Genomic DNA, 14,443 nt, shown 5'->3' on the forward strand with positions numbered 1-14,443 from the left:
CCATTTTTTTATTTCCCCTATGCTCTGTTGCAAAAGCGATTGAAAATGATGAAATGGCTGCGACAATGGCAGGAATACAATCTTTGGTTGAGCAGAATAAAAATAACAATCCTTATAATGAAAAAAATGCTCATCAATATTCAAAGTCATTCAGTCAAGATGTGAAAAAAAATGTCGATATAAAAAAAATAACAAAATCTTTACCAAATTTAGGGAGTACTACAGAAGTAGTTTCTGAGAACAAATATGAAGAAAAGTTAGCTTCATCTATCTCAAGGTTGGGAAATATTCTATCAAATGATAATTCGGTCGATGCTTCCATTAATTATGCAAGAAGTATCGGGGAAGGACTAGTTAATCAAAAAGTTAATGACTGGTTAAATCAGTATGGAAAAGTACGCCTCTCTTTTAGTTCTGATAAAACGATTTCCGGTGATTTTCTATTACCTATTATTGATAAACCTAATAGTCTTTTGTTTACCCAATTAGGTCACAGAAATAAAACTGACAGAAATACAATAAATATTGGCTTGGGCTATCGCCAATATTCGGGAAATTGGATGTATGGAATTAATACCTTTTATGATTACGATTATACTGGTAGTAATGCCCGATTAGGTCTAGGTGGTGAAGCTTGGATAGATTACCTAAAATTAGCAGTTAATGGTTATTTTGGATTAACTGATTGGCATCAATCAAAAATATCGGTAATGGAAGATTATGATGAGCGCCCCGCCACCGGTTTTGATATTCGTACAGAAGCCTATTTACCAAAGTATCCTCAATTAGGAGGAAGTCTGAAGTATGAAAAATATTTTGGTAAAGGGGTTCATCTTGGAACAGGAGCAGACCCAAAACAGCTAAAGGATGATGCGCAAGCATTAACCATGGGGTTAAGTTATACACCTATTCCTTTACTAACTTTAAAAGCGGAGCATTCAGCCGGTGACCTTAATGATACAAAAATCAGTTTAGATTTGAATTATCGTTTAGGGGTACCTATTTCAGAACAAATAGACCCTGAAGCAGTTGATGTAATGCGTAGTCTCGTCGGTAATAAGTATGATTTTGTCGACCGTAATTATGATATTGTTATGCAGTACCGCAAACAAGAATTAATTAGTATTTCGGTACCAAGTGAGATAACTGCACAAGCTAAAGAAAAAATAGTGATTAACGCTACAGTTATCAAATCTAAATATGGTTTAAAAGACATTCGTTGGGAACCTGCAACTAATTTTATTTCAAACGGAGGGAGTTATCGCAAGATTTCAATTAATCAAGTAGAAGTTACCTTACCTCCTTATATTTATATGACAAAAAATAATACTCCTCAAGAGTATCAATTTACTGCTGTAGGGATAGATAACAAAGGAAACGAATCTAATAAAGTCATAACATCAATAAGAGTTATACCTTCTAAAAAAATTATTAGTGAATTAACGATAACGCCAGAAAATATTTTATTTGCTAATGATACCGATACTTATACAGTTACCGCAAAGACCGTCAATGAACATGGTCAACCTATTAAAAATGAAAATCTTACGTTTGAAATTAGTGGATTGAAACTTCCAGATGGTGAATCTGGTGTTATCTTAATAGCAGGCGATAAAAAAGATAATAAAAAAATAATCGTTCCAACCAATAACCAAGGAGAAGCTGTTGTTAAAGTTCGTAGTAAAGCTGCTGGTAAAGGTAGCTTAATTGTAACAATGGAGAATGGAAATTATTCAAAAAAGAGTATTCAATTTATTGCAGATAAAAATACTGCAACTATTACTGCCTTTGGTTTAATCAAGGATAACGCGATTGCAAATGGGAAAGATGAAAATAAATTAAAAGCAATTGTAAAAGATAAATATGGTAATAATTTATCCGATATATCTATTAATCTTAATGCAACAAATAATGCATTGATTTTAAATAGCAGTGATAAAACTAATGCAGATGGAGAACTTGTTGTTCGCGTTACTAATACTAAAAATGGCAAAAGTGAAGTAACAGCAAATATTAATAATAGTAAAAAAAATCAAATAATTAATTTTATCTCCGGTAATGCAGATTTTAAAAACTCGGCGATTAAGGTCGATAACGCCACCTATACGGCAGGTAATGACATGACCGTTAATGTGACGCTGAAGGATGCGCAGGGTAATGGGGTTACTGGCCAAGCTGCTGCCTTAACGTCCCAGGCGGTAACGGTGGCCAATGCCAGTGAGAAATCCGGTGTCACGTGGATTGATAACGGCGACGGCACCTATAGCCGCATATATATGGCTAGCCAGAGTGGTAGTGGGCTGAAAGCCCGCTTAAAACTGGCTGATTGGACTACTGAGGTTCAATCTGCTGACTATGCCATTACTGCCGGGGCGGCGGTGTCGGAGAAATCGGCGATTAAGGTCGATAACGCCACCTATACGGCAGGTAATGACATGACCGTTAGTGTGACGCTGAAGGACGCGCAGGGTAATGGAGTTATTGGCCAAGCTGCTGCCTTAACGTCCCAGGCGGTAACGGTGGCCAATGCCAGTGAGAAATCCGGTGTCACGTGGATCGATAACGGCGACGGCACCTATAGCCGCATATATATGGCTAGCCAGAGTGGTAGTGGGCTGAAAGCCCGCTTAAAACTGGCTGATTGGACTACTGAGGTTCAATCTGCTGACTACGCTATTAATGCGGGTAAACCGGTGCCGATCACATCCACCATCGTGACCGACAAAACCAACTACGTGGCAGGTAATGAGATGACCATTAGTGTGACGCTGAAGGATGCGAAGGGTAATGGGATTACTGGCCAAGCTGCTGCCTTAACGTCCCAGGCGGTAACGGTGGCCAATGCCAGTGAGAAAGACGGTGTCACGTGGATCGATAACGGCGACGGCACCTATAGCCGCATATATATGGCTAGCCAGAGTGGTAGTGGGCTGAAAGCCCGCTTAAAACTGGCTGATTGGGCAACTGAGATTCAATCTGCTGACTACGCTATTACTGCCGGGGCGGCGGTGCCGGAGAAATCGGCGATTAAGGTCGATAACACCACCTATACGGCAGGTAATGACATGACCGTTAGTGTGACGCTGAAGGATGCGCAGGGTAATGGGGTTACTGGCCAAGCTGTTGCCTTAACGTCCCAGGCAGTAACGGTGGCCAATGCCAGTGAGAAAGACGGTGTCACGTGGATCGATAACGGCGACGGCACCTATAGCCGCAGATATATGGCTAGCCAGAGTGGTCGTGGGCTGAAAGCCCGCTTAAAACTGGCTGATTGGGCAACTGAGATTCAATCTGCTGACTATGCCATCACTGCCGGGGCGGCGGTGCCGGAGAAATCGGCGATTAAGGTCGATAACACCACCTATACGGCAGGTAATGACATGACCGTTAGTGTGACGCTGAAGGATGCGCAGGGTAATGGGGTTACTGGCCAAGCTGTTGCCTTAACGTCCCAGGCGGTAACGGTGGCCAATGCCAGTGAGAAATCCGGTGTCACGTGGATCGATAACGGCGACGGCACCTATAGCCGCATATATATGGCTAGCCAGAGTGGTCGTGGGCTGAAAGCCCGCTTAAAACTGGCTGATTGGACTACTGAGGTTCAATCTGCTGACTATGCCATCACTGCCGGGGCGGCGGTGTCGGAAAAATCGGCGATTAAGGTCGATAACGCCACCTATACGGCAGGTAATGACATGACCGTTAGTGTGACGCTGAAGGATGCGCAGGGTAATGGGATTACTGGCCAAGCTGTTGCCTTAACGTCCCAGGCGGTAACGGTGGCCAATGCCAGTGAGAAAGACGGTGTCACGTGGATCGATAACGGCGACGGCACCTATAGCCGCATATATATGGCTAGCCAGAGTGGTCGTGGGCTGAAAGCCCGCTTAAAACTGGCTGATTGGACTACTGAGGTTCAATCTGCTGACTATGCCATCACTGCTGGGGCGGCGGTGTCGGAGAAATCGGCGATTAAGGTCGATAACACCACCTATACGGCAGGTAATGACATGACCGTTAGTGTGACGCTGAAGGATGCGCAGGGTAATGGGGTTACTGGCCAAGCTGTTGCCTTAACGTCCCAGGCGGTAACGGTGGCCAATGCCAGTGAGAAATCCGGTGTCACGTGGATTGATAACGGCGACGGCACCTATAGCCGCAGATATATGGCTAGCCAGAGTGGTCGTGGGCTGAAAGCCCGCTTAAAACTGGCTGATTGGGCAACTGAGATTCAATCTGCTGACTATGCCATTACTGCCGGGGCGGCGGTGTCGGAGAAATCGGCGATTAAGGTCGATAACGCCACCTATACGGCAGGTAATGACATGACCATTAGTGTGACGCTGAAGGATGCGCAGGGTAATGGGGTTATTGGCCAAGCTGCTGCCTTAACGTCCCAGGCGGTAACAGTGGCCAATGCCAGTGAGAAATCCGGTGTCACGTGGATTGATAACGGCGACGGCACCTATAGCCGCAGATATATGGCTAGCCAGAGTGGTCGTGGGCTGAAAGCCCGCTTAAAACTGGCTGATTGGGCAACTGAGATTCAATCTGCTGACTATGCCATTACTGCCGGGGCGGCGGTGCCGGAGAAATCGGCGATTAAGGTCGATAACGCCACCTATACGGCAGGTAATGACATGACCGTTAGTGTGACGCTGAAGGATGCGCAGGGTAATGGGGTTACTGGCCAAGTTGCTGCCTTAACGTCCCAGGTGGTAACGGTGGCCAATGCCAGTGAGAAAGACGGTGTCACGTGGATCGATAACGGCGACGGCACCTATAGCCGCATATATATGGCTAGCCAGAGTGGTCGTGGGCTGAAAGCCCGCTTAAAACTGGCTGATTGGACTACTGAGGTTCAATCTGCTGACTATGCCATCACTGCGGGTAAACTGGTGCCGATCACATCCACCATCGTGACCGACAAAACCAACTACGTGGCAGGTGATGAGATGACCATTAGTGTGACGCTGAAGGATGCGCAGGGTAATGGGATTACTGGCCAAGCTGCTGCCTTAACGTCCCAGGCGGTAACGGTGGCCAATGCCAGTGAGAAAGACGGTGTCACGTGGATCGATAACGGCGACGGCACCTATAGCCGCATATATATGGCTAGCCAGAGTGGTCGTGGGCTGAAAGCCCGCTTAAAACTGGCTGATTGGGCAACTGAGATTCAATCTGCTGACTACGCTATTACTGCCGGGGCGGCGGTGCCGGAGAAATCGGCGATTAAGGTCGATAACACCACCTATACGGCAGGTAATGACATGACCGTTAGTGTGACGCTGAAGGATGCGCAGGGTAATGGGGTTACTGGCCAAGCTGTTGCCTTAACGTCCCAGGCAGTAACGGTGGCCAATGCCAGTGAGAAAGACGGTGTCACGTGGATCGATAACGGCGACGGCACCTATAGCCGCATATATATGGCTAGCCAGAGTGGTCGTGGGCTGAAAGCCCGCTTAAAACTGGCTGATTGGACTACTGAGGTTCAATCTGCTGACTATGCCATCACTGCGGGTAAACCGGGGCGGATCACATCCACCATCGTGACCGACAAAACCAACTACGTGGCAGGTGATGAGATGACCATTAGTGTGACGCTGAAGGATGCGCAGGGTAATGGGATTACTGGCCAAGCTGTTGCCTTAACGTCCCAGGCGGTAACGGTGGCCAATGCCAGTGAGAAAGACGGTGTCACGTGGATCGATAACGGCGACGGCACCTATAGCCGCATATATATGGCTAGCCAGAGTGGTCGTGGGCTGAAAGCCCGCTTAAAACTGGCTGATTGGACTACTGAGGTTCAATCTGCTGACTATGCCATCACTGCCGGGGCGGCGGTGTCGGAGAAATCGGCGATTAAGGTCGATAACGCCACCTATACGGCAGGTAATGACATGACCGTTAGTGTGACGCTGAAGGATGCGCAGGGTAATGGGGTTACTGGCCAAGCTGTTGCCTTAACGTCCCAGGCGGTAACGGTGGCCAATGCCAGTGAGAAAGACGGTGTCACGTGGATCGATAACGGCGACGGCACCTATAGCCGCATATATATGGCTAGCCAGAGTGGTCGTGGGCTGAAAGCCCGCTTAAAACTGGCTGATTGGGCAACTGAGATTCAATCTGCTGACTATGCCATCACTGCCGGGGCGGCGGTGTCGGAGAAATCGGCGATTAAGGTCGATAACACCACCTATACGGCAGGTAATGACATGACCGTTAGTGTGACGCTGAAGGATGCGCAGGGTAATGGGGTTACTGGCCAAGCTGTTGCCTTAACGTCCCAGGCGGTAACGGTGGCCAATGCCAGTGAGAAAGACGGTGTCACGTGGATCGATAACGGCGACGGCACCTATAGCCGCATATATATGGCTAGCCAGAGTGGTCGTGGGCTGAAAGCCCGCTTAAAACTGGCTGATTGGGCAACTGAGATTCAATCTGCTGACTATGCCATCACTGCCGGGGCGGCGGTGTCGGAGAAATCGGCGATTAAGGTCGATAACACCACCTATACGGCAGGTAATGACATGACCGTTAGTGTGACGCTGAAGGATGCGCAGGGTAATGGGGTTACTGGCCAAGCTGTTGCCTTAACGTCCCAGGCGGTAACGGTGGCCAATGCCAGTGAGAAAGACGGTGTCACGTGGATCGATAACGGCGACGGCACCTATAGCCGCAGATATATGGCTAGCCAGAGTGGTCGTGGGCTGAAAGCCCGCTTAAAACTGGCTGATTGGGCAACTGAGATTCAATCTGCTGACTACGCTATTACTGCCGGGGCGGCGGTGCCGGAGAAATCGGCGATTAAGGTCGATAACGCCACCTATACGGCAGGTAATGACATGACCGTTAATGTGACGCTGAAGGATGCGCAGGGTAATGGGGTTACTGGCCAAGCTGCTGCCTTAACGTCCCAGGCAGTAACGGTGGCCAATGCCAGTGAGAAAGACGGTGTCACGTGGATCGATAACGGCGACGGCACCTATAGCCGCATATATATGGCTAGCCAGAGTGGTAGTGGGCTGAAAGCCCGCTTAAAACTGGCTGATTGGACTACTGAGGTTCAATCTGCTGACTACGCTATTAATGCGGGTAAACCGGTGCCGGAGAAATCGGCGATTAAGGTCGATAACGCCACCTATACGGCAGGTAATGACATGACCATTAGTGTGACGCTGAAGGATGCGCAGGGTCATGGGGTTACTGGCCAAGCTGCTGCCTTAACGTCCCAGGCGGTAACGGTGGCCAATGCCAGTGAGAAAGACGGTGTCACGTGGATCGATAACGGCGACGGCACCTATAGCCGCACATATATGGCTAGCCAGAGTGGTCGTGGGCTGAAAGCCCGCTTAAAACTGGCTGATTGGACTACTGAGGTTCAATCTGCTGACTATGCCATCACTGCCGGGGCGGCGGTGTCGGAGAAATCGGCGATTAAGGTCGATAACACCACTTATACGGCAGGTAATGACATGACCATTAGTGTGACGCTGAAGGATGCGCAGGGTAATGGGGTTACTGGCCAAGCTGCTGCCTTAACGTCCCAGGCGGTAACGGTGGCCAATGCCAGTGAGAAAGACGGTGTCACGTGGATCGATAACGGCGACGGCACCTATAGCCGCATATATATGGCTAGCCAGAGTGGTCGTGGGCTGAAAGCCCGCTTAAAACTGGCTGATTGGACTACTGAGGTTCAATCTGCTGACTATGCCATCACTGCGGGTAAACTGGTGCCGATCACATCCACCATCGTGACCGACAAAACCAACTACGTGGCAGGTGATGAGATGACCATTAGTGTGACGCTGAAGGATGCGCAGGGTAATGGGATTACTGGCCAAGCTGCTGCCTTAACGTCCCAGGCGGTAACGGTGGCCAATGCCAGTGAGAAAGACGGTGTCACGTGGATTGATAACGGCGACGGCACCTATAGCCGCATATATATGGCTAGCCAGAGTGGTAGTGGGCTGAAAGCCCGCTTAAAACTGGCTGATTGGACTACTGAGGTTCAATCTGCTGACTATGCCATCACTGCGGACAGCAGATCGGCTAAAATTGAGGTTGTTTCAAAAAGTACTGCAAAGTTAATCCCTGCAAATGGTGACGCGGAAAATCCTCTTGAGATAACTATTGTCGATAATTATGGAAATCCTGTAGGAGGCTACGCGATCACTGTTAATGGAAATAAAATAACTACGGATACAGAAGGGGTAGCTAAATATGGACTTAAATCCAATCAGTATGGTGAAAATAACGTGGATGTCATTTCAGCTTCCAACCCTAAAATTAAAGCGAATATTAAGGTTAAATTTTCTATACCAAGTACAAATATCTATATGCCTTTTTAAAGGAATTTATTTCTATCAAGGGGAATGAAATTCAATATTATGAGATTTTTTAAATATAGCCGATATCTTAGGGGTATGAATGAGATTCTTAAACTTATTAATTTTTATTGTTTTGTTTTGTATTATGAAAATAGCTTATGCTTTAGATTGTAGTGTTACTGATGTACCTGATATAATAGAGAAAGTGCGAGTTAATGATATTGTAATACCTGAAACATCTCCTGACGGGAGTATAATATGGAAATCTAAAAATTATCATAGGCATGTTGTTTGTGAAAATGGCATTGATGAAGATGTTTACTTTTATCCTTTTCCTGAATTAAAAGAAGATGAAATTCCGAATGGAATGGAGTTTGTTTTATCTTATAATGGTAAGCTTTACCCTCTTAATGAGATTCAAAAAGAATGCGCTAATCATACAATGAGATGTTTGAAGACAGATATTAAAGTTGAAAAAAAGAAAAAGTCGATAGGGGATGTTGATGTTCAGCTTCTTATTAAAAAAGTTGGTCTAATATCAGAACCAATTAATGATGAATTACCAGTATATCAATTGGATGGAAAGCTGGGACTTAATAAGATACATCAGAATTACCGCTTAGTTTTAACAAATCTTAAAAAAGTAGCAACAGGAACATGTGAATATGCATTTAACAAAATAAAAAATAGTCACAGCATAGCTATAAATGATGATTTACTTTCGAAAGGAATTACAATAGACAAAATAGCTTCTCTTTCTGTTTCTTGCGTCCCAGTTTCATTGCTAAAAAACAGGATCGTGGACACGAATATTTATGCTACTGATTCAGTAAATGGTTCTCTTTTTGGGACCAATAAAGAAGGTTTGGGATACTCATTGATTTTAGATAATAACTATTTAACTCCAGACAATCCAGTAAATTTAAGCGTTAAACTTGATGAAAATGCTAAGGCAGATATATCAATTAATCAGGAATTAAAACTCAGTTCTCCTGATAAAAATTGGCTTTATCAGAAAGATACTAAAACAACTAGTGATAACCCAAAACTTAAGGTAAAAGTATCAAATTTCGAGTAATCTGTCGCTTTGTTCAGTTGTCGACCATAGGTGTCACCGATCATGCAAAACTGATCCACTTGGTATTATTCGTACATTTTTGAACGGGTAATTTATGTTAACCAAGAAGATATTTGTGGATATTCATGTTCGCTTTGCACAAGGACAAAGCATTCGAAAAATTGCCCGTGAACTCGGCATTTCCCGTAACACCGTAAAACATCATTTACAACAGCAGGAGATGCCAACTTATGCTAAAAGAACTCAACAACCGAGTAAGCTGGCACCCTTTAAACCTTATTTGCTTCAGCGAATTGAATTGGCTAAACCTGATTGGATCCCTGCAACAATCTTATTTGATGAGGTAGGGTAGTGTTCAAAAATCTGTGTCATATCTTAAACTCAAAAAAAAGAGGTATGACAATATGAGAAGTCAATCATTTAATTTTGATGAAGCGTTGAAGCAATTACAATCAGGTAAAAATTTACTCGGTACGGATGGAATACTCACACCACTCATAAAACAGCTGCCCGAAGCTGCCCTGCAGGCAGAAATAGAACTGTAGTGGTCAACTAAAATTGGCCACCCTACCTGACTGTTCACGGAACAGTCGCTCTGATTCGTTTGGCGTTAATCCACCGTTATACCAGTGAGGTCTTATATCGCTATAGTAGTGGGTTATGTAGCGAATAATGGCTGACTGAGCAGTACTAAAGCTTTGGTAGCCAGTCGTTGGCACCCATTCGGTCTTCAGACTACGGAAGAATCGTTCCATCGGACTATTATCCCAACAATTCCCTCTGCGACTGATACTTTGGGTCATCTGATAACGCCACAATGCCTGCCTATACTGACGACTGGTATAATGACTTCCCTGATCACTATGGAACATCACCTGTTTGGGATGCCCACGTAGTTCCCAAGCCATTTGTAGTGCTTTGGCGGTTAATTCTGAGTCTGGTGCAAATGACATTGCCCAGCCCACCGGTTTTCGGGCAAACAAATCCAATACCACAGCCAGATAGGCCCATCGTGAGCCTGTCCAAATATAGGTTACATCGCCGTCAGGGAGATTAAAGGGGCTTGCCAGAGAGTCATCCATGCCTGCTGGCGCTGAGTGCGTTGCTCTTTAGCGTCCAGTATATGAGTTATACAATTGATTTTCGACGTAAAGTAATATCTGTAAGGAAAGCCGAAGGTTTAACAATTCGAGAAACTGCGAAACAATTCCGTATTGGAAAAGCGTCTTTAGTACGTTGGCTTAAACGACCAGAGCCAAAAAATTCAACGCCACGTAAGAGGAAGCTCGATAAAAATGCTTTAGCAAAAGATGTGGAACAGTATCCAGATGCTTACCAAAAGGAACGGGCAGAGCGATTCGGTGTTTGTAAAAAGACTATTTGGCAATCCCTTAAAAAGCTGGGATTAACCTATAAAAAAAAACTCTATTCCATCCAAAAACCAACGAAAGCGACAGGCTGGCACATCAGCAAAAAAGACAACAGTATGAAAAAAAAGATAAATCTGTTGTTTTTATTGATGAAAGTGGTTTTTCACATGACACTCCACGAACTCACGGCTATTCCCCAAAAGGTCACCGTTGTTTTGGCCTGAAAAACTGGGGTGCTAAGGGAAGAACAAATGTTATTGGCGCTTTATTGGGAACAACCCTTTTTGCTATCGGATTATTTGATTGCAATATTAATCGTGATGTTTTTTATGTTTGGATCACAAAAATATTGCTCCCAGAACTTCCTGAAAATTCTGTTATTTTTATGGACAACGCTAGCTTTCACAAAGGTAAGAATATTGAACAGGCAATTATAAACGCAGGACACCAGATAGAATATTTGCCTGTGTATTCACCAGATTTAAATCCTATAGAACATAAATGGTCTCAAGCTAAACGTAAAAAGATGGAAACAGGATGCACTATCGATGACCTGTTTTTAATACATATGCTGTAATCAAAATTAAGTCGCCTAGCTATAGGTGTAATTTTGGTCAAGGACTAATTTGGCGGTTTCACATTTAAATTCAGCAGTAATTATTTTACTCATTTCGGCACCTATAAAAATTATGAGGTAAGCATATCACCTCAACTTAGGTGGCCAAATTTAGTATGCCACTACAGTCAATCGATACGCGTAAAAATGGCTATACTCGAAAAACGGTTAAATCGACATCAGGTCAATTTGAACTGAAAACGCCCAGAGACAGGTCAGGTGCTTTTGAGCCTCAGCTCATTAAGAAAAATCAGACAAAATTATCAGAGGATATTGATAACAAAATCCTATCGTTATTTGCATTAGGCATGAGTTATCGTGATATTCAAAAACATGTTGCAGAATTATATGGACTGGAAATATCAGATGGAGCTATTACGCATATTACTGACAAATTACTCCCTGAATTAAAAGCCTGGCAACAACGCCCTCTGGAGGCGCTCTATCCTTTTGTCTGGCTCGATGCCATTCATTACAAGATAAAACAGATGGTCACTATATCAATAAGGCAATCTACACAGTACTTGGACTAACCACCGATGGGCATAAGGAATTGTTAGGACTCTATATGTCTGAAAAGAAGGAGCACATCATTGGCTGAGCGTTCTGACTGACTTACATAACCGTGGTATACAAGATATTTTAATCGCTTGTATTGACGGATTAAAAGGGTTTCCAGAAGCGATAGCCAGTATTTTCCCGCAGACAGAAATTCAGCTATCATCAAACATAAAGTCGGGTTATTTAACCCGACTTTATGTTTGATGATAGGATTATTTGTTTGATACATAGAATTACCTTTTATTTAATTATCTAATGATGTTAATTAAAACCGGTAACGCTCTTTTTTAAATCAGAATTGTCAGATTAAGTTAAGATTAATACAATTTATGGCAAATTAATCATAAGACTTCAATAAAAAATTTCAACCAGTTATCCCAATTTTCCAAATAGATTTTTGGCATTATTGCGTGTTTCAAATGCCCTCAAATCTTCAACTGAATTCAATACGTCCACGTCAACATAATCATCGTCGAAATCAGGTATGTTGTTTTTTAACACAGTTTCCATCACTTTAGTGATTTCTTCAATCGTAGTTTTTTCTGTCAAAAGCTCGCTGAGCATATAAATCAATCGGGGCTCTTGTTTGAAAAATGCCACACCGGATAAAAACGCTGCACGCATGAATTTTCCTCTCTCTCCTTGTGGCATGTTCTCCAATACTTCACCAGCGTACTTGTCCGCAATGTTCCTATCAGGATTAATATAAAATTGAATTTTTCTGCGTGTGTCCATATCGATTTCACCCTATAGAAAACATGCCATTGACTAAATCAAACTGAGGGTTTTCGCTTTTAAAAAACCTATCTTCCCTCGTCACACAGTGGGATTTAATCGCATCGGCAATAATTTCTGCGCCTCCACCAATGACCAATACATGAGTATATCCACTGAATGTATTGACAGCGTCCAGTACACGATTAATCAGTCGATGTTTTGATTCTTTAAGTGCTGCAAGAACATGATTTATTTGGCTTGCATCGTTGATACGGCGTTTCAGGTAACTCATATCGTCACTGTGGATAATAATATCATCCGCTAAGTAGTTACTGCCATTGGTTTTTGCCAAACTAAGCGCTTCTTTGACCGATTGCGTCATCATTGATACGCCTAGATGGGAGTTTCCGTATATTTTCGATACGCCACTCATTTTTCCCATCACTTGTGCTATGTCCAATGTCGTACCACCCAAATCAACAACCAAAAGCGAATCGAGGTCATAAAGTTCTTTCGCTATTGAGAAACCAGCAGGTATTGATTCCGGCATCACCTCAACGTTTGTGATGTTAAAGGTTTTTCCACCTTTAACATCGACCACTTTTTTAAAATTTTCTTTTTTTCTTTGAATGTTCGCAAAATTCGGTTGATTCTTGGTATCAAAATATTCAGCAATCGGCAAAGATACGACGATTTCTACATCTTGTGGCGTTAATTTTGACTGAAGTAAGGCGTGATGCACTGCAATCACATTCACATCGCTATATTGATAACCCACATTGGTTGTTGTAATGGCAATAGGACTTATCGCATCGAAAGAATACATTTCTCCATTAATGGTATAATTTGAACTATTGCTGTCACCAAAAGAGACTGACCAGTCACGCTTAAAGCTGTTTGGGCTAATGAAGTGCTTCTGAATTCCTGCCTCACTCCACGTTAATTTTATATTTGTCGAACCGTCATCAATATATATTTTCATTAATCACCTTTGAGAAAAATAAAAAATAATTTAGTTTTAGTTTTGAGAATAATATAATCATTTAATGCTTAAAAATATATATAAATATCAAAATGAGTTATTAATTGGTAATTATAAGAGAAAATATGAGATTTTTAAAACAAATTGAGATAAATATGAGATTTAATTAATTCAAGTGTGAGATATTTAAGATGACCACAAAAAACGCCAGATATTCATTATCTGGCGTAGGTGGATAGAAAAATCTAATTATAGAGCATATTAATTAAGTATATGCAGAATTTCAAAATAACGATTTTCGGGTGCAAATTTGAAAAAAAAAGTGAAAAATTTTAATCACATAAATAATTGATTTTTAACGCTTTTTATCTGTATTTTGCACAGCGTTTGCTCTTTAACATTTTTTGTTTTCTTCCAGAGTGTCTGGAAGGCAGAGCACAGAAGTTTGAGTGTTCTGTTTTGATGTTTTTTACTTCTGCGCTAAGCGCGGATAACCCGTGCAAAAAATATCAACACAAGACATTCGAGGAGGAACCAAATTTGAATAAGCAACGCGAATTTGTAGAAATCATCGTTTTGCCAAAAAAATAATGCCAAAGCTAGAGAATACAAGCGTTTTGGCAATATTTTGAAGAGAAAAGACGCTGAAGGTGAATTTAACCAAAAACTCAAAAAAGCCTTTTGGCGAAACGAAAATCCACGCCAGCAATTATGGGATTTTCAACAACAGATTGTTGTTTATGCCAATTTGTTTATGCAACAACCGCCAAAAACAGCAAAAACAAATAA

At 43.0% G+C, this 14,443-nt stretch carries 6 protein-coding genes and 4 pseudogenes; 7 read left to right on the top strand and 3 right to left on the bottom strand.

Annotated elements, in window-relative coordinates:
• The first annotated feature begins 65 nt into the window (after positions 1-65).
• From AYJ55_RS01405 to AYJ55_RS30380, 4 genes and pseudogenes are all read left to right on the top strand, one after another.
• Positions 66-8,351 carry an inverse autotransporter beta domain-containing protein gene (locus AYJ55_RS01405; protein WP_245677238.1) on the top strand — a complete coding sequence of 2,762 codons (8,286 nt, stop codon included), beginning with the start codon at positions 66-68 and terminating at the stop codon, positions 8,349-8,351.
• 79 nt (positions 8,352-8,430) lie between these two features.
• Entirely contained in the window at positions 8,431-9,408 is a 978-nt protein-coding gene (locus AYJ55_RS01410; RefSeq protein WP_063653781.1) for a hypothetical protein, read from the top strand.
• A gap of 94 nt (positions 9,409-9,502) precedes the next feature.
• The gene (locus AYJ55_RS01415; RefSeq protein ID WP_063653783.1) at positions 9,503-9,760 is read left to right on the top strand and encodes an IS21 family transposase; all 258 of its coding nucleotides are present in this window, start codon (positions 9,503-9,505) and stop codon (positions 9,758-9,760) included.
• A 52-nt stretch (positions 9,761-9,812) separates the two neighbouring features.
• Positions 9,813-9,947 (top strand): annotated as a pseudogene (locus tag AYJ55_RS30380) (IS256 family transposase); the annotation flags it as partial.
• Between the two features lie 9 nt (positions 9,948-9,956).
• Here AYJ55_RS30380 and AYJ55_RS01425 read toward each other — a convergent pair.
• Positions 9,957-10,451 (bottom strand): annotated as a pseudogene (locus tag AYJ55_RS01425) (IS3 family transposase); the annotation flags it as partial.
• A gap of 80 nt (positions 10,452-10,531) precedes the next feature.
• Between AYJ55_RS01425 and AYJ55_RS32415 the strand changes: the two are divergent.
• The 3 genes and pseudogenes from AYJ55_RS32415 to AYJ55_RS32420 all read left to right on the top strand — a co-directional run.
• Positions 10,532-10,849 (top strand): annotated as a pseudogene (locus AYJ55_RS32415) (IS630 transposase-related protein); the annotation flags it as partial.
• Between the two features lie 17 nt (positions 10,850-10,866).
• On the top strand, positions 10,867-11,355 hold the full coding sequence (locus AYJ55_RS24505; protein WP_063653499.1) for an IS630 family transposase: 489 nt from the start codon (positions 10,867-10,869) through the stop codon (positions 11,353-11,355).
• Positions 11,356-11,534: 179 nt separating this feature from the next.
• A pseudogene (locus AYJ55_RS32420) lies at positions 11,535-12,114 on the top strand (IS256 family transposase); the annotation flags it as partial.
• A gap of 213 nt (positions 12,115-12,327) precedes the next feature.
• On the opposite strand, the gene AYJ55_RS01445 reads toward AYJ55_RS32420, so the two are convergent.
• Together AYJ55_RS01445 and parM are read right to left on the bottom strand one after the other, a co-directional pair.
• Complete coding sequence (locus AYJ55_RS01445; RefSeq protein ID WP_063653619.1) at positions 12,328-12,690, bottom strand: plasmid partitioning/stability family protein; 363 nt, start codon at positions 12,688-12,690, stop codon at positions 12,328-12,330.
• 7 nt (positions 12,691-12,697) lie between these two features.
• Positions 12,698-13,654 carry a plasmid segregation protein ParM domain-containing protein gene (gene parM / locus AYJ55_RS01450; RefSeq protein WP_063653621.1) on the bottom strand — a complete coding sequence of 319 codons (957 nt, stop codon included), beginning with the start codon at positions 13,652-13,654 and terminating at the stop codon, positions 12,698-12,700.
• Positions 13,655-14,443 lie beyond the last annotated feature (789 nt).

Source organism: Candidatus Arsenophonus triatominarum (genome assembly GCF_001640365.1).
GTDB lineage: Bacteria > Pseudomonadota > Gammaproteobacteria > Enterobacterales > Enterobacteriaceae > Arsenophonus > Arsenophonus triatominarum.